Consider the following 16,941-nt stretch of genomic DNA (forward strand, 5'->3'; position numbering starts at 1 on the left):
TGTGCCATGGAAAATTCGCCCTGGTGTCATCAAATATTTTTCAATGTGGGCGCTGCGCTGGACAGTCTCTGTGTGCTGTTATTTTCCTGTTTCTGACGTGTTATTGCCCTGTTATTGAACATGGCGTGCACTGTTATGGGTTGCGGTAGCCGTTTTAGCGCGCACTCTGTTTACCGACATCCCCTGCCTCTTTTTATTATTGCGCTGAACACGCGATGGATAGTTTTTTTAGCTCTTGTGGCAAACAAATTACTTCTTTCCTCATGCTTTCTGCCCGGTACATATTTAAGGCCTGCGAATTTTGTGGCGCTACGGTCGCCGCTTTTACATCACGGGAATACTAAGGCATGAGCACTAAGTTATTTGAGCGCGGAGAGTTTTTGTCTCTGGCGAAATCTATGACAGCAGAAGAGTTGGGCGACATGCTCAGCGGCCACGGAATGTGGAAAACCGAAGCTAACGCGCGCTTAGGGATCCCGCATATGGTTATGACGGATGGTACCTATGGCGTGCGTTACTCTATTCAGCAGATTGAGCAGGATGAAAAGGGCGGCCAGGATTTCGAAGCTTTCCTGAGTGTTGTCAATCAACGGGCGAAAGATGTGGAAGTGGCCTGGGGGACGATGAGACCGGCGACATGTTTTCCCAACGGATCCAGTTTTGCCTGTAGTTGGGATGTCGAACTGGCGCAAACCCTGGGAGAAGCTCTGGGCAGAGAGTGTCAGCACCTTGGGGTTAACCTGCTTCTCGGACCGGGGATCAATATTCGCCGCACTCCGCTCGGCGGCCGCAGTTACGAATACTATTCAGAAGATCCGTTGATCAGCGGGGAAATTGCCAGCGGCGTGATCAATGGTCTGCAACAACAAGGCGTCGGCGCTTCGCTTAAGCATTTTGCCTGTAATAACTCCGAAGTTGAACGTACCAGCATGGACTCGATTATTGATGAACGTGCGCTGCGCGAGATCTATCTTCGCGGTTTTGAACGTGCCGTCAAACAGTCCAAACCCTGGACAGTGATGAGTTCTTATAATCGGCTTAACGGCGTGCATACGGCAGAAAACAGCTGGCTGCTTAGTGATGTGCTGCGCAACGAATGGGGCTTTACCGGTGTGGTGGTCGCCGACTGGCACGGGATTAAGGATCGCCCGCTCTCCCTGATGGCCGGTAACGACCTCGATATGCCGGAAAGTGAAACCCGCAAGGCCAGCCTGGTGAAGGCACTTAAGTCTGGAGCCATCGACCGTGAACGGGCTGAGCAATCGGCGCAGCGCATTCTGAGCATGGTGCACCGCGCCAAAGCGGCGGAACAGCCTGATATTCCGATGGAAACTGAGGCCCATCATCTGCTCGCTCGCCGCATGGTAGCGGAATCTATCGTGCTGCTCAAAAACCACGATCATGCACTGCCGCTGCAAGCGCCAGGCTGCAGCAAACTGTTGTTGGTTGGTGAAGGGGCCAAAAAACCGGTTATTCAGGGGTCGGGTTGTGCAACCACCACGCCGACTCGCGTGGATATCCCTTATGACGAAATCCACACCTATTGCCATGACAACATGACCCTTAGCTGGTGCCAGGGAACCAGTGATGACCTGGCGCAGCTGGCGGCATTACGTGATGAAGCCTGTGCCGCGGCGCGCGACGCCGATCGCGTGGTGGTCTTTGTCAATAGCGAAGACGGTTATGACGGAGAGGGGTCTGACCGCCGTACGCTCGGTTTGCAACAGGGGCACGATGCGTTGATCAGTGCCCTGGCCGCGGTTAACGATAAGGTGATCGTGGTGCTGGCAAATCCGGATGCGGTGGTGATGCCATGGCTGGCAGAGGTTAGCGCCGTGGTGGAAACCTTCTATGCCGGTCAGGCAATGGGCGGCGGTCTGGCCGACGTGCTGTTTGGCGCGGTTAACCCTTGTGGCAAGCTGACGGTGACTTTCCCGCAACGTATGACCGATATTCCAGGCTGGCACAGTTACCCGGGGGAAAATGGTCGCCACTATTACAGCGAAGGGATTTTTGTCGGCTATCGCTGGTATGACATCCGCAACCTCGAGCCGCTGTTCCCGTTTGGTTTTGGCCTTAGCTACAGCCAGTTCACCTACAGCGATATCGAGCTGGACCGCGATAGCCTGCGGGAAGGTGAAACGGTCACCGTCAGTTTCACGCTCCACAATACCGGTAGCTATGCCGGCAAAGAAGTTTGCCAGCTTTACAGCCATTATCAGCATTCACTCCGTTCGCGTCCGGTGCAGGAACTGCGGGCTTTCTGCAAAGTCAGCCTTCAGCCCGGCGAGCAGCGTCGCGTTACGCTAAGCGTACCGGCCAGCGATCTGCGTTATTACGACGTCGGTCGTCAGCAATGGGTACTGGAGGACGGCCTGGTTTCTCTTCGCGTTGGCCCCCACTCCCGGCAATTGCCTCTGCAGGCTGAACTGCGTTGTCTGAGCAAGGTTGCCCGTTACCGTTTGATCTCGCGTGATACCCAGCCGGTGTTTGTGCTGGAAAACCCGTTAGCGCGTGAGTACTTCAATCGCTTTCTACAGGCTCAGCTGTCGGTGAATGCTGACGATGCCGACCGGATACTTGAGCACTGCAAAAATTCCTTTTTCAGTATTTTCACCACTTTCGATCGCCGCTTCCGTCAGCGTTTTGCGGATGAGGCTATTGAGCAACTGATCGCGGCGGTCAATCGCGCCATCGTAGAGCAGGAAACAGAGTAAACATAACAGCGGCTTTTATGCCGACACATAACAACGTTTCGCTATGCAGCAGGGGGATCAGGATGAAAGAAAACAAACATTATACACGTCGTGACGCACTGAAATTGGGGATGGGAGCAGCGGTGACTGCCGCTATGGCCCCCATGCTTATCAGCCGACCGGCCAGCGCGGCAGAAGTCACCACGCTGACGGTGGCCGATGTGGGCGGCCCTTATGGTGCAGGCTTTGGTAAGGCATTTTACCAACCCTTTGAACAGGCTACCGGCATCAAAATCGTCAATACCGTGCTGGGGCCGGACCCGGTGCCGCAATTCCAGATGATGGTGGATACCAAAAACTATCTGTTCGATGTCGCGCTGCTCAACCCTGAGCATCTGGTTCGCCTGAACAAAATGCCCAAGCCCTATCTGGAAGACCTGCATCTACAGGTACCGGATCCGGAGAACTACGTGAAGGGTTCTATTACCCCGCAGTTTGGTGGTGTCAGCATTTATGCCCTGGCGCTTGGCTATCGCACCGACAGCTTCGAAGGCAAGCCTGCGCCAACCAACTGGACTGATTTCTGGAACGTCGCCAAATTTAAAGGCCGTCGTGGCCTGTGGCGCAGCCCGGTATGCACGCTGGAACTGGCGCTGATGGCAGATGGTGTGGATCCGAAAAAACTCTATCCGCTGGACGTGGACCGGGCATTCCGTAGCCTCGACAAAATCCGCAGCAGCATTGATGTCTGGTGGACCAGCGGCGCACAGGCCACGCAGATGCTGCAAAGCGGTGAGCTGGATCTGATGAGTATCTGGAGCACCCGTGCTCAGACCGCCATTGACGCTGGTACCCCGGCTTCCATTGCCTGGGGGCAGGGGCTGTATAACATCGATGGCTTTACCATTCCGCACGGTAGTCCAAAACAGGAGGCCGCCCGCAAGTTTATTCAGTTCTGTATGGATGCGAAACGACAATCAATGTACGTCAACGATCTGGCCTGCGGCCCGACCAATATCAAAGCCTATGAATTTATCGACAAGAAGAAAGCGGCGCTGCTACCGACGGCACCAGACCATATCCACAACCTGGCGGAAATGAGTGCCGATTACTGGGGTGACAACCAGGTGGCGCTGACCGAACGTTTTGAAAAGTGGGTAATAAGTTAATCCAGGCGGTGGCCGATCGCTCGCGCCACCTTGCCCTTTGGAGGATAGGTCCTTGGCAGAACTGGCATCATCGAATATGACAAAAAAGATACCCACCGCAAAACGGCGCTGGCATCCGCTGTGGCTTACCGCTCCCGGCTTGCTGTTTTTAGCCCTGTTTCTTGCCTGGCCAACGTTGAAGCTAATGCTGCTCAGCTTTCAAAACAGCGACGGCAGCTTGTCGCTGGATATCTGGCGGCAGATGTTTGGTGCTGGCATCTATGTGAAAGTGATGGTCAATACGTTCATTATTGCGCTGCAAACCACACTTGCCTGTCTGGTCGTCGGTTACCCGGTGACTTACTGGCTGTCACAGCGTAATGAAAATACCCGACGTCGGATAATGTGGCTGATTTTACTGCCATTCTGGACCAGTGCCTTGCTGAAAAACTTTGCCTGGCTGGTACTGCTTTCACGGCGCGGGATACTGTCGGAAATCCTTATGTCCCTGGGGGCCGACCAGCCGCTGAATGTGCTCTATACCCGCGGCGTGGTGGTGTTCGCTATGGCGCACAGCATGTTGCCACTGGCTATTATCACCATGTTGCAGACCATGACCGGCATTGACAGCGGGTTGACGCGAGCCGGCTACACGCTGGGCGCCTCACGTGCGCAGAGTTTCTGGCGCATCTTTTTCCCGCTGTCTATGCCTGGAGTGGTTGCTGCCTGCCTGCTGATTTTTATCGGTTCACTGGGCTTCTTTATCACCCCGGCGCTGCTGGGTAGCCCACAGGATTCAGTCATTGGCCAGTTGCTGATCACCCAGGTCCAGCAGTTGCTCAACTGGCGTCTGGCCGGTGCCGTCGCCATGCTATTGCTGGTGACGACGCTTATCGTCTGTTTCTGCTACGACAAGTTGTTCGGTATGTCAGCTATCTCCGGCGGCGAAAGCCACGCCAGCAGTAAAGGGATCCGCCGTATCGGCCATGGTATGACGGCAGCGGCGGCACAGATTTCTGACGGTATCCTTGCCGGTTTATCGCGTATTCCTGGGCATCCCCGTTTTGGCTGGTTGCTACCGTTGTTTAGCATATTGGTGATTTTGGTACTGATCTCGCCGGTGATCTCCTTCCTGCCGATGGCATTCAGCAGTTCCAGTTTCCTGCAATTTCCTCCGCCGGGTTTTTCGCTGCGTTGGATGCACAACTATCTGCAATCGCCAATCTGGACCGGGGCTACCGTCCGTTCATTCGGCATTGCGCTTGTGGCCGGTATTTTCTCGGTACTGATCTCGGGTATGGCCGCCTTTGGCTTGGCGCGTCATCAGGGAAAATCTGGCAGTCTGGTCGTGATGACGTTCTTGCTGCCGATGATTATCCCCAATATTGTCACCGCCGTTTCGCTGTTCTATCTGTTTGCCAATATGGGGCTGGTGGGGTCCGATCTGGGGATTATTCTCGGGCATACCGTGATGGCTATCCCGGTGGTCTTTATCATTATTCTGACCACCTTCAAGGACTATGACTGGCGGCTGGATCAGGCAGCGGGCACCCTGGGTGCCAACCGCTGGCGGACGTTACGGGAGATCACACTGCCGTTGATAAAAAGCAGTCTGATCGCCGCTTTTATCTTCGGCTTCCTCAACTCCTTTGAAGAACTGACGGTGGCGCTGTTTGTCGGCGGAGGGGTGAAACAAACTCTGCCCAAACAGATGTGGGATGACGTTTTACTTTCGGTGACGCCAACGCTGGCGGCGGCGTCAGTGATCATCCTTTCCGTGGTTACGCTGTTGTTTATCATTGCCGAACGTTCGCGGCATAAAGCCGACGAGCTATAAGGAGAAAGCATGTCCTCTGTTAAGTTGAAAGTTGAACAGATCGCCAAATACTTCGGCCCCACCAAAGTATTGCAGGATCTGGATCTGACAGTACAAAAAGGGGAGCTGTTGACCCTGCTTGGTTCCTCCGGCTCAGGTAAAACCACGCTGCTGCAGATTATCAGCGGTTTGACGGAACCTACGTCGGGCCGTCTGCTGATTGACGGTAAAGATGAAACCTGGACGCCGGTCCATCAGCGCGATATCGGTGTAGTGTTTCAGAACTATGCCCTTTTCCCGCATCTGACCATTGAAGAAAACGTTGCCTTCCCGCTGCGTATGCGCAAACTGCCTGGTGCTGAAGTCGCCCGCAAGGTGAAAAATGCGCTGGGAATGGTGGAACTTGGCCATGTTGCACAACGTTTTCCCCGTGCCTTATCGGGCGGGCAACAACAACGGGTGGCCCTGGCGCGTTGCCTGGTTTACCAGCCAGGGATCATTTTGATGGATGAGCCCTTGGGGGCGCTGGACCGTCAACTGCGCGAGACCATGCAGATGGAAATCCGCCGTATTCACCGCGAATCCGGGGCCACCATTATCTTTGTTACCCACGATCAGGAAGAGGCGTTGGCACTTTCAGACCGTATCTGCCTGATGAATGAAGGGCGCATTGTGCAGATTGATACGCCGCAGGCTATTTATGAACAACCCCGTTCGACCTTTGTCGCCGAATTTATTGGTCTGTCGAATATTCTCAATGGTCACGTGCAGGGCAATCAGCTGGTGACCAGGCAGGGAACTTTCGCTTTGCCTCACAGCGCTTTCACTACGGGGCAGGCGTCGCTGGTGATCCGCCCTGAACATATCCGCCTCTCCCGTGCCGGGACGGCGCTGCTGGAAGGGGAAATTTGTGAGCGGATCTACGCTGGTTCGGAAACTCGTCTGGTGGTAGCACTGACGGATGGCGCGCGTTTTATCGTACGCAGCACGGGCATGTCCGGCGACAAGATCGGCGATTTTGTTTCGCTGGGCTGGGATGTGCAACACAGTCTGTTACTTTCTGCCTGATGTAATAATCTGATAAATAACTCGGCTTTCAAGAAGGCTGAGTTATTTATTGACAACTATTTCACCCAGACTGTTTTTATTTTTCCATGAGCGATTGATTGCATAAATATAAAGTGCCTGTTGAAACATAAAATTATTGGTGAAAACCAAGGCATTAATTTGCGTACTGGTAATGGGTATCAGCCTAATCAATTTATGTTTAGAAGCACGTTTTTTACTATTTTACCTTAATACAACAGTTCAATAATCTTGGCATATAGCGCAGTGCTGGTGAGTAAATCCCATAATTTAATTAAAGGATGCAGTGATGATCTTTGAAACAACAGTGGTTGATACCGTGGTCATTGGTGCGGGTCAGGCCGGCGTGGCGATGAGTGAGCATCTGACTCATCTGGGCATTCCCCATCTGGTTTTGGAAAAAAAACGCATTGCTGAAGCCTGGCGAAGCGGACGCTGGGACTCTCTGGTCGCGAATGGCCCGGCCTGGCACGATCGTTTTCCCAATATGGAATTTCCGGGAATTAGCGCCGACGGTTTTGTGCCGAAAGAGCAGGTCGCCGATTATTTTGAAGCCTATGCGGCAAAATTTAACGCACCAATCTACACGGGTGTGGAAGTAAAACACGTGGAACGCAACGTCGGTCGCCCTGGGTTTATTATTGAAACCAATGAAGGAGTGATTGAAGCTCGTCATGTGGTCGCTGCGACCGGGCCATTTCAGCGTCCGGTTATTCCGGCCATTGCAGGGGAAATAGAAAATCTGCATCAGATGCACTCTGCCGAGTATAAGAACCCGCAACAGTTGGGTACCGGCGCGGTGCTGATTGTTGGCGCGGGCTCTTCCGGAGTACAGATTGCCGATGAACTTCAGCGAGCAGGTAAGGAAGTTTATCTCTCTGTAGGTGCGCACGACCGTCCACCGCGTTCTTATCGTCAGCGTGATTTCTGCTGGTGGTTGGGAGTGCTGGGGCTGTGGGATGCCGCCGCCAGTCAACCAGGTAAAGAGCATGTCACTATTGCCGTCAGCGGCGCTCGCGGTGGTCATACCGTTGATTTCCGGGCGTTGGCCTATCAGGGGGTGAAACTGGTTGGGTTGACCAAAGCCGTTACCGACGGGAAGATTATTTTTCAGCCCGATTTGGCGGAAAATATTGCCCGTGGTGATGAGAATTATCTTTCCCTGCTGGATGCGGCTGATGCATATATTGCGCGTAATGGCCTGGATTTACCTGAAGAACCACAAGCCCGTCAGTTCCTGGCCGATCCTGACTGCGCTACCCACCCCTTGTTGCAACTGGATATCAAAGAAGCAGGTATCACCACAATTATCTGGGCGACAGGTTATAGTCTGGATTACAGTTGGCTAAATGTTGCTGCTTTCGATGAAAATAATAAACCAAAGCATCAGCGCGGTATATCCAGTGAGCAAGGCGTTTATTTTCTCGGGCTACCCTGGCTATCACGTCGAGGCTCTACTTTTATATGGGGCGTCTGGCATGATGCAAAATATATTGCCGACCATATAGCCACACAGCGGAAATATAGCGAGTACGGCAAGAAATAAACAGGGAAGGTAGCGCGGGTATATTAGCTTAAGAGTCAATAGACGGCTCTGTAGGCATGTTTACATCTGAATACAGCAAACCAGCAACCCCCCAGCCAGCGACTTTACTGGCCGGGGGATTTATTAACAAAGCATATGCTTTGGTTTATTAGCGATTCAGTTTGGCTGCGCGGTCTTGATAAACATGGCCGTAAAGGCTGAGAGTAAACAGCCTGCCATCAGGTAAATGGCAACGCTATGCCATGCGCCACCCGAGAAAGTCAGCAATGCTGCGGCAATAAAAGGAGTAAAGCCGCCGCCCACCACGCTGGCGACCTGGTAACCCACGCCTGCACCGCTGTAACGGTAACTCGCCCCGAACATTTCCGTAAACATCGGCTGCTGGACGCAGACCACCATATCATGGGCGATATTTGCCAGCATCAGCGAGAAGATCACCACACCGATAATCGAACGGGCTTCCAACGCGATAAAGAAGGGGAAGGCGCTCAGCGCACCGAGGAGTGCACCGGTGATATAGATGCGGCGTCGTCCGAAACGATCAGCCATCCAGGCGAACAACGGAATCGTCAGGCAACTGATACCGCCGACCAGCAACCCGATATTCAGAAATAGTTCGCGCGGTAGTCCCAGGTTCTGCGTCGAGTAGTTAAGCGCGAACGCCGTAACGATATACATTGTCAGCAGTTCGCACAGGCGCAGGGCGATTATTTTTAAAAACGCCCCCGGGTGGCGTATCAGTGCTTCGAATACCGGCAGACGTTTTTTCACCTGTTTTGGCTGCTCGATTTGTGCCCGTTCGAACTCGGCGGACTCTTCCATACCATTACGTACCCAGAGCGCGCCCAGCACCAGCACAATGCTGAACAGGAACGGTAACCGCCAGCCCCAGCTCAGGAACTGCTCGTTGGTGGTCAGGCTACTGATCAGCGACACCAATCCGGTAGAGAGCAGCAGGCCAACGCCATATCCCACCTGGATCCCGCTGCTATAGAAGGCTTTTTTTCCGGAAGGCGCGCTTTCAACGGCCAGTAGCGCCGCACCACCCCATTCACCACCCACGGCAAATCCCTGAATAGCACGCAGGGTGACCAGCAGGGCAGGCGCCCACCAGCCGATGGTGGCAAACGAGGGAAGAATACCAATACAGGCGGTGGCAATGCCCATCATCCAGACGGTCATCATCAGCATCCGTTTGCGGCCCAGACGATCGCCGAAATGGCCGAAGACAATGCCACCAAGTGGACGGAATAAGAAGCCGACGCCAAAGATGGCAAAGGCGGCAAGCGTGCCCATTGCCGGAGCAATTTTCGGGAAAAACTCGCTGTTAAACACCAGTGCCGCGGTGATGCCGTAGAGTAAAAAATCGAACCAGTCTACCACTGCACCAACGAAGCTGCCCCAGGCAGCGCGTCGGGCGCGGTTAAATGAAGGGGCCTCCTCATCGGGGCGGGGGGTAATGAGCGTGGAGTCCATAATTGTCCTGTCCGTTACTAAAATTTCTAAAATTTTTAGTTATTAAAAGTGAAAAAGGTTACTCACATTGTAAGAAGTAAAATAAAAACCGTGACTGAGACTACAGTGACAACAGCCCAGGCGAAAACTGTTTTGCAAAGCAATTGCAGGAAAGGGGAATTTAACACAGGGAATGAGGATGCGCAGACGATTATCCTCCGGCGGGGGCGCAAAGAGTGCGCATTGGCCCACCAGTGTATCCTGCGTTACAACATACTGGTCAGCAAAAACGCGGCAATTTGCGCCTGGTGTGATCAATTTTTATTTGCTTAGCCAGGAGCGTAGCACCCCTCTGGGATAGCAATTTCGCCCCTTGGCATTTTAGTCTTGGGTTTTAAAAAACAAGCTTGCCAATCGATGCGCCGCCATCCACATACAAAGTCTGCCCTGTCATAAAAGCAGCATCCTCAGACATCAGAAAAGCAATAGTTGCCGCAATCTCTTCCGGTCTACCAAACCGCTTCATGGGTACTCCCGCAAGATAACGCTTTTCCCCCTCGCTTCCAGGAGGATTGTTTGCCCGGAACAGCGCTGTCTCGGTTGGCCCCGGTGCAACGGCATTTACCGTAATTCCGCTTTGCGCAAGTTCCAGCGCCCAATTACGGGTGAAACTAATCAGTGCAGCTTTTGCCGCTGCATAAGCAGTACGCTCTACGCTGCCCAGTACCGTAAGGCTGGATATATTGATGATTCGGCCCCAGCCACGTTCTTGCATACCAGCCAGGATGGCCTGCGTTCCCTGTACTGCCGGATAGAGATTGACGCGCATAACCTCATCAAATGAAGCTAAATCAATCTCTCCAAGACGCTGGGGCTTAACCAGACCAACATTATTTACGATCCCGTCAAAAGCAAAACGCTGACTAATCTGTTCAACTGTTTGTTGTGTTTCTTGTTCGTCTGAAAGATCTACGCTAAGCAAGGTACCGGGAAAATTATCTATAACTCCGCGCGCAAGACCGACGACGTGATGGCCCTCTTGGGCGAGACGATGGGCAAGTGCCAGCCCAATGCCCTTACTGGCACCGGTTATTAAAAAAGTTCTACTCATCATTGACTCCAGGAATGGCCTCTGGCCTCTCTTGCCAGAGGATTAAATGGCTTTACAAGCCACGCGTGCGTCGCAGCGAAGGCAACATATCTTCAGGTTCAGGACGATGGGTATAGTCGGGGTTCACTTCGGCATAAATAATGTTACCTTCCTGATCAATGACATAACGCGCCGGCATCGGCAACGTCCAGCTTGCGTCTCCGTTGAAAATGGGCAGGTCGTTGTTCAGCCCCTTGTACAATTCGACCAAATAATCGGGTAAATTGAAACGTAAACCAAATGCAGCAGCCACGCTGTTGTGTGGATCCGATAAAATCGGAAAGCTAAGGTGATTTTGGCGCACAGATTTGCGGCTGTTGGCTGCTGTTTGCGGTGAAACGGCGATTAAATTAGCCCCCAGCGCCTGGAATGCCGGGAGCGAGTTCTCCAGCGCCTGCAGCTCCATATTGCAATATGGGCACCAAACGCCACGGTAGAAACTCAGTACTAGCGGGCCTTTTGTCAGCAGTTCGGCTGACGACACCGGATTGCCCTGCGGATCATTTAGCGTGAACAGCGGCGCCTTGTCACCCGCCATCAGTGCTCGATCTGTGGCAGCGGAGTCAATTAATTCCTGAGTAGCACGCCGCATGGTCTCGATCACCGAAGGAGGCACGTTATACGGGGGTTTCCCTGCTTCAAAGTCAGCCTTGAAGGCGTCGAGTTTTGCTTGCAATGTCATGATATTTTCCTGATTTATTAAAAGGTGGATGACGAAAATTGGTTTTGCGCCTTCTCCAAAATGCAGTGGCGCTCAATAAAGCTATTAAAGTGGGGCGAGGGCATTAACTCGTTCTATCGCTCGCTGAACGGCGGGCCGAGCAGCCATTTCATCAAACCAGCGTGCCACATTCGGTGCCTCCGCCAGGTCTACACCGGCGAACTCACGCCGCCACAGCCAGCCAAAGTGCGCTATATCGGCAATAGAAAAATCCTCTCCGGCAACAAAAGGGCGACTTGCCAGCACGCTATCAAGCATTTTTAAACTACGTGAGGCCTCCGCTGAAAAGCGCTGTATTGCAAGTGGCTGCGGCTCGGATGCCTGACGCTGAAAGAATCCGGCTTGCCCAAAGGCTGGACCCAATCCTGAAGCATGAAAGAACAATTGTTCGAATACACGCGCCCTTGCCGGGCCTGAAGCCGGCAAAAGTCTTCCGGTTTTTTCGGCAAGATAGATGAGGATTGCAGCCGATTCGGTGAGGACCAGCTTATCGGATGCGGTATCTGAATCGACAAGCACCGGCACTTTGCCGTTAGGGTTTAACGCAATGAATTCGGCTGACTTTTGTTCTCCTTTACGCACATTCACCGCATGCAAAACATACTCAAGACCTAATTCTTCCAGTGCGACAGGCACTTTGATGCTGTTGGGTGTGGCAAATGCATAGACATCTATCACAGGCGTTTCCTTGTTTTGATTAATATCGGGTAAGTCCCGGCTCGTTGAATAACATATTGGCTGGCGTATAGAAGGAATGGTAGATATGCTCTGGTGATAACTACTATTCTTCGAAGGAATAACATGGATCGCTTTCAGGCAATGGCAACTTATCTACGTGTCGTGGATACGGGATCTTTTTCTGCTGCGGCCAGGCAGCTCAACATCGGCCAACCGGCGGTATCGAAAATCGTTGCTCAACTTGAATCCCGGTTGAAAACCAGTTTACTGACCCGTTCTACTCACGGCCTGACACCTACCGAGGCGGGGCAAAGATTTTATGAACGTGCACAGGTTGCCTTGCAGGAGGCGGATGAGGCTGAACTGGCCGCCCGAGGTGCAGGTAAAGGGTTGTCTGGAAAACTGCGTATTTCTGCTGCCACGACCTTTGCCAGGCTGCATGTCATACCTCATCTCCCACGTTTTCTTGATGAACATCCCGAAATGGATATCGATATTATTCTTGATGACCGTGTAATTGACCTAATTGCCGAAGGCATTGACGTATCGTTGCGCATGGGGGCTTTATCCGACTCCTCGGCCGTCGCGCGCAAGCTGGCCACCAGCCCACGTTCGGTGATAGCTACCCCGGAATACCTCGCGAGAAAAGGGGAACCAATAACACCGGCCGAGCTGGCAGAACATGAGGCAATTCTTTATAACCCGCAGCCAAATCTCTGGTCTTTCACTCGTGAGGGAGCGGTTACCTCGACATCAGTTAACGGGCGTGTACGTGTTAGCGCCGCCGAAGGTCAGCGCGCTGCGGTGCTGAGTCATATGGGCTTATGTATTGCTTCCGATTGGATGTTTGCAGAAGAACTTAAAAGCGGGGCAGCCAAAAAGGTGCTGACTGCCTGGCAACTGCCGTCTATCGATCTGTGGGCTGTATTCCCCAATGGCCGGCTGGCAAGTGCCAAGGCACGCCAGTTCGCAGGTTTTGTTGAAAGCATAATGGCAGAAAAGTGAGATTTAGTTATTCCTTTAGGGAATAGCTATTATCTAATATTGCGGCGATCCCATTTCCATTGGAATGGAATATTGTTGTTTCACGGCCAGTCAATTTCGACTGGTATCAACAAGGAATCGCGACCATGTCAACGTTTGAAACCTACCGTAATGCTTTCTCCAACGCCCGTCTGACTCGCAAACCTAACGGTGTGTTAGAAGTGAAGTTCCATACCGACGGTGAGAAACTGGTCTTTGATGGCCACACTCATGAACAGTTTGTTGCTTTGTTTCACGCTATCGGTGAAGACCGCGAAAACCGTGCCGTGATACTGACCGGATCCGGCGATGCCTTTATGGATGCCATCAGCCCTGAAGGCTTTGATTTCTTCAGTCCACTCGGTTTCGACAAAATTCTCCGTGAAGGCAGAAAGGTTCTGAGCAACATTCTCGATATCGAAGTTCCAATGATCACCGCTCTAAATGGCCCCGTATTGCTTCACAGTGAATATGCCCTGCTGACAGATATCGTGCTTGCCACGCCGGAAACCGTCTTCCAGGACAAACCGCATTTTGAATTCGGGATTGTGCCTGGCGATGGCGTTCACATCCTCTGGCCAGAGGTTATCGGCTCGATCCGTGGTCGTTATTTTCTGCTTACCCGCCAGGTCCTGGATGCACAGACCGCGAAAGAGTGGGGCGTGGTTAACGAAATTGTTAATGCAGATCAATTGCTTGCCCGTGCCCATGAAATTGCCGACGGCATTGCTGCACTTCCGCCGCTGACTTCTCGCTATACCCGCATTGCGCTGACACAGCGCTTAAAACGCCTGATTGAAGAAGGTACGGGCTACGGTCTTGCCCTGGAAGGGATCAGCGCGGCCCAGGTTGCTCACAGTATGACTCGGCAATAAGCCCTTCAGGCGTTCGTTAATTACTTCCACAGGGTTAAATTGGACCCAATCTATTTGGCGGAGCCGCTGGTAATCAAGGGCTCCTGCTAGCGGATTGAGTAAACTAAACGTCATCATTAATTTCAGTGATTTGCATTTATGCTACGCTTAAATTATCGGTTTCTTTTCGAGGTTTGTTTATGTTAAAAAAATCAGTTAACTACCTTTATCATAAACTCATGTGCGTTCGCCATTGACTCCGCTGATAACCGGTAAGACAACGGTTACCGAGTTTTTATTACTGATCTGACAACCAGAGGTTGTTGACTGGAGATAAGGGAAAAGAATGCTAATGATATTCGATGAGTTATCTGGTGCTCCAATTTGGGTGCCTGCCGTATTACTCGTCACTCTCTCACTCGCACTGGGGTTCCTGGCTCGATTTATACTTCTCAGGTTCATCCACTACTGGCAGGATCGTGACCGAAAGCTCTTCAAATCACTTGAAAAACACCTTCGTGGATCAATGTTTCTTTTCATTCCCTTACTGCTGATAAATGTAGGGGTTAATTATATTAACATTCAACCAAACTCCCTTGAATTTATTACATCCGCTCTGAATGTTTTTATTATATTATCATTTTGCTCCATTTTAGTTCGATTGATTAATGTCGTGCAGGATATGCTTTTTATCCGCTATGATATTAATCTTTCGAATAATCTTCGTGCCCGTAAAATTCGTACTCAGATAATATATGTAAAAAAAGTCGCCATTGTACTATTGGTGTCATTCGGTCTTACTCTGATACTTCTCAGTTTTCCCGGTTTTCGAAAATTCGGCACGACAATCCTGGCAGGCGCCGGGGTTGCCGGAATAATCATTGGGTTTGCCCTGCAGAAGTCGCTTGTCAACTTGTTTGCCGGGATTCAGATAGCCTTTACGCAACCTATAAAAATTGATGATGCTGTAGTCGTCGAAAATGAATGGGGCTGGATTGAGGAGATAAACCTGACTTATGTCGTTGTGCGTATCTGGGACCTGCGTCGGCTGATCCTGCCCATTACATACTTTACAGAAAATCCTTTCCAGAACTGGACGCGTAATAACGCACAGATATTAGGCTCTGTTTTTCTTTACCTCGATTATTCCATGCCATTAGATCCTCTCCGTAAGCATTTTGAAAAAGTCCTCAGTGAAACAAAACTCTGGGATCAACAGACTCAGGTGCTCCAGGTTACCGACACTACTGACAAAACCATGACCATCAGATTATTGATGACTGCACAGAATTCCCCAACGGCCTGGGATTTACGCTGCTACGTGCGCGAAAAAATGATTGAGTTTATTCAGCAAAATTATCCCCAGAGCTTTCCTCAGGTGAGAGCTACACTGAACGATTCGGTGTTTGAAAGTTCGAAAGGTCAGTAGTTAATCGTGCTGCGTGAGCACCAGGACAACTGAACTTCTGCTTCACGTTTTTCGCCGTCAGAAAGAGTAACCACGGACAATAACGAATTTTTAGCCGACTTCAAACGCACAAAAATAAAAGCCCGCGCAGCTTGGCTCACCGGGCAGCAAATCTTGGAGATAACAGATTCTGCCACTATGGGGTTCAACTTTTTTTCCCGCCGAGTTTAAGGCCACGCTTAAGTTCGTGCATGCGCTTCATTGACTTAATCGTCCGTTGCGAGGCCGAGGTTGCCACAGACAATACCAACATTTCCAGGCAAACTAACACCGTACCATGCAAGGGCATTCGGTCGTTTTCCGCACCGCGCGGCACATTGATAAGCACATCAGCTTCTCGGGCAAAATTTGACTCCAATGCGCTGGTCAGCACAATAACAGGGATGCCGAGTCGTTTCGCTTCACGCAATGTCGTCATTCCTTCACTGTGTGGAGACTCCTGTACCATCATCAATAAAACGTCGCCACGTTGTAGCGCCAGCAACTGTTCCGCCAGCCCAATACTGGTTCGGTTCAGTGCATAGGCAGATAGCCCAATTCGATTAAACAGACGCGCAGTATAATCCGCCAAGATGCCTGAAGCGTTGAGGCCGAATATTGCCGCCTGACGCGCATCTTGCAACAGCGCAACCGCCTGGGACAAGGCATTACGGTTATGCGTTTCCCCCAGAACTGTGCAAGCATGTTTGTGGCTCTCGAGCACATAATCGATACTGAAATTAATATCGGGGGTTAATTCTTTTACCGTGGCGTGCATCTTTTCTTCGGAATTAATAACAGGTTCAAACCACTGCTTTAACGTTTTTTTCAGGTCAAGTAATCCGGCAAAGCCCAATGCCTGGACTGCACGTACTACCGTAGCGTCAGAAGTGTTGACGGCGGCGGCAATTTCCAGTGCCGTCAAGTCCAGTACGGCATTACGGTTTTCATCAATGTAATGCAATACCGTTTGTAATCGCGGAGAGAGGGTTGGCGCTCGGGTGCTCAGACGTTCGCCATAAATATCAACTCGATTTTTATTCTTTTTCGGTGACTGCATTAGTGACCCTCCCTATTTTTCTTATTTGATACCACGTGCCGACCAATCGCACTTCTCTTGCGGATCGTTGCGTTGATAACCTCGCATGAGGCTCTGTTACCAAGCCATCAACATGTTAGAGCGTAATAATTATCCATTCTGCGGCGATTATGTGTCGCTGAAATGTAGTAGTCAAGATAGGGGGGGGCTCGGCAAAAGAAGATAACCAGATGCTTTAAAGGTTCATTTTTTTTAATGTTTTGCATTTAATTTATTGAAATA

At 51.5% G+C, this 16,941-nt stretch carries 13 protein-coding genes; 8 read left to right on the top strand and 5 right to left on the bottom strand.

Features of this window, described 5'->3' with window-relative positions; all coding sequences use genetic code 11:
- Positions 1-347: 347 nt before the first annotated feature.
- The 5 genes from GW590_RS11940 to GW590_RS11960 all read left to right on the top strand — a co-directional run bounded on the left by GW590_RS11940 (position 348) and on the right by GW590_RS11960 (position 8,292).
- The gene (locus GW590_RS11940) at positions 348-2,717 is read left to right on the top strand and encodes a glycoside hydrolase family 3 C-terminal domain-containing protein (protein WP_169403262.1); all 2,370 of its coding nucleotides are present in this window, start codon (positions 348-350) and stop codon (positions 2,715-2,717) included.
- Between the two features lie 62 nt (positions 2,718-2,779).
- Positions 2,780-3,865 carry an ABC transporter substrate-binding protein gene (locus tag GW590_RS11945; protein WP_169403263.1) on the top strand — a complete coding sequence of 362 codons (1,086 nt, stop codon included), beginning with the start codon at positions 2,780-2,782 and terminating at the stop codon, positions 3,863-3,865.
- A 76-nt stretch (positions 3,866-3,941) separates the two neighbouring features.
- Positions 3,942-5,681: an ABC transporter permease subunit gene (locus GW590_RS11950; protein WP_169403264.1), complete on the top strand. Its 1,740-nt coding sequence runs from the start codon at positions 3,942-3,944 to the stop codon at positions 5,679-5,681.
- Positions 5,682-5,690: 9 nt separating this feature from the next.
- Positions 5,691-6,728 (top strand): ABC transporter ATP-binding protein, encoded by a 1,038-nt coding sequence (locus tag GW590_RS11955; protein ID WP_169403265.1) that lies wholly within the window; start codon positions 5,691-5,693, stop codon positions 6,726-6,728.
- Positions 6,729-7,035: 307 nt separating this feature from the next.
- Positions 7,036-8,292: a flavin-containing monooxygenase gene (locus GW590_RS11960; RefSeq protein ID WP_169403266.1), complete on the top strand. Its 1,257-nt coding sequence runs from the start codon at positions 7,036-7,038 to the stop codon at positions 8,290-8,292.
- A gap of 156 nt (positions 8,293-8,448) precedes the next feature.
- On the opposite strand, the gene shiA is transcribed toward GW590_RS11960, so the two are convergent.
- The 4 genes from shiA to GW590_RS11980 form a co-directional block, all read right to left on the bottom strand.
- Positions 8,449-9,768, bottom strand: a complete 1,320-nt coding sequence (gene shiA, locus GW590_RS11965) for a shikimate transporter (protein ID WP_169403267.1) — start codon at positions 9,766-9,768, stop codon at positions 8,449-8,451.
- A gap of 373 nt (positions 9,769-10,141) precedes the next feature.
- Positions 10,142-10,861: an SDR family oxidoreductase gene (locus GW590_RS11970; protein WP_169403268.1), complete on the bottom strand. Its 720-nt coding sequence runs from the start codon at positions 10,859-10,861 to the stop codon at positions 10,142-10,144.
- Positions 10,862-10,910: 49 nt separating this feature from the next.
- Positions 10,911-11,579 carry a peroxiredoxin-like family protein gene (locus GW590_RS11975; protein ID WP_169403269.1) on the bottom strand — a complete coding sequence of 223 codons (669 nt, stop codon included), beginning with the start codon at positions 11,577-11,579 and terminating at the stop codon, positions 10,911-10,913.
- An 84-nt stretch (positions 11,580-11,663) separates the two neighbouring features.
- Positions 11,664-12,296 (bottom strand): glutathione S-transferase family protein, encoded by a 633-nt coding sequence (locus GW590_RS11980; RefSeq protein ID WP_169403270.1) that lies wholly within the window; start codon positions 12,294-12,296, stop codon positions 11,664-11,666.
- A gap of 123 nt (positions 12,297-12,419) precedes the next feature.
- Between GW590_RS11980 and GW590_RS11985 the strand changes: the two genes are divergently transcribed.
- From GW590_RS11985 to GW590_RS11995, 3 genes are all read left to right on the top strand, one after another.
- Entirely contained in the window at positions 12,420-13,301 is an 882-nt protein-coding gene (locus tag GW590_RS11985) for a LysR family transcriptional regulator (RefSeq protein ID WP_169403271.1), read from the top strand.
- Positions 13,302-13,426: 125 nt separating this feature from the next.
- Positions 13,427-14,194, top strand: a complete 768-nt coding sequence (locus GW590_RS11990; protein WP_169403272.1) for an enoyl-CoA hydratase/isomerase family protein — start codon at positions 13,427-13,429, stop codon at positions 14,192-14,194.
- A 325-nt stretch (positions 14,195-14,519) separates the two neighbouring features.
- Positions 14,520-15,602, top strand: coding sequence for a mechanosensitive ion channel family protein (locus GW590_RS11995; RefSeq protein ID WP_169403273.1), 1,083 nt, complete (start codon positions 14,520-14,522; stop codon positions 15,600-15,602).
- A 184-nt stretch (positions 15,603-15,786) separates the two neighbouring features.
- Here the strand turns inward: GW590_RS11995 and GW590_RS12000 are convergent, their stop codons facing one another.
- Positions 15,787-16,680 carry a MurR/RpiR family transcriptional regulator gene (locus tag GW590_RS12000; protein ID WP_169403274.1) on the bottom strand — a complete coding sequence of 298 codons (894 nt, stop codon included), beginning with the start codon at positions 16,678-16,680 and terminating at the stop codon, positions 15,787-15,789.
- Positions 16,681-16,941: the final 261 nt, after the last annotated feature.

Source organism: Rouxiella aceris (assembly GCF_012933545.1).
Lineage (GTDB): Bacteria > Pseudomonadota > Gammaproteobacteria > Enterobacterales > Enterobacteriaceae > Rouxiella > Rouxiella aceris.

What these genes read in the sequence shown, in the direction of transcription:
- GW590_RS11985 (WP_169403271.1), top strand. Translation starts at nt 12,420, where the DNA reads ATGGATCGCTTTCAGGCAATGGCAACTTATCTACGTGTCGTGGATACG.
- GW590_RS11940 (WP_169403262.1), top strand. Translation starts at nt 348, where the DNA reads ATGAGCACTAAGTTATTTGAGCGCGGAGAGTTTTTGTCTCTGGCGAAA.
- GW590_RS11955 (WP_169403265.1), top strand. Translation starts at nt 5,691, where the DNA reads ATGTCCTCTGTTAAGTTGAAAGTTGAACAGATCGCCAAATACTTCGGC.
- GW590_RS11990 (WP_169403272.1), top strand. Translation starts at nt 13,427, where the DNA reads ATGTCAACGTTTGAAACCTACCGTAATGCTTTCTCCAACGCCCGTCTG.
- GW590_RS11945 (WP_169403263.1), top strand. Translation starts at nt 2,780, where the DNA reads ATGAAAGAAAACAAACATTATACACGTCGTGACGCACTGAAATTGGGG.
- GW590_RS11960 (WP_169403266.1), top strand. Translation starts at nt 7,036, where the DNA reads ATGATCTTTGAAACAACAGTGGTTGATACCGTGGTCATTGGTGCGGGT.
- shiA (WP_169403267.1), bottom strand. Translation starts at nt 9,768, where the DNA reads ATGGACTCCACGCTCATTACCCCCCGCCCCGATGAGGAGGCCCCTTCA.
- GW590_RS11970 (WP_169403268.1), bottom strand. Translation starts at nt 10,861, where the DNA reads ATGATGAGTAGAACTTTTTTAATAACCGGTGCCAGTAAGGGCATTGGG.
- GW590_RS11995 (WP_169403273.1), top strand. Translation starts at nt 14,520, where the DNA reads ATGCTAATGATATTCGATGAGTTATCTGGTGCTCCAATTTGGGTGCCT.
- GW590_RS11975 (WP_169403269.1), bottom strand. Translation starts at nt 11,579, where the DNA reads ATGACATTGCAAGCAAAACTCGACGCCTTCAAGGCTGACTTTGAAGCA.
- GW590_RS11950 (WP_169403264.1), top strand. Translation starts at nt 3,942, where the DNA reads ATGACAAAAAAGATACCCACCGCAAAACGGCGCTGGCATCCGCTGTGG.
- GW590_RS12000 (WP_169403274.1), bottom strand. Translation starts at nt 16,680, where the DNA reads ATGCAGTCACCGAAAAAGAATAAAAATCGAGTTGATATTTATGGCGAA.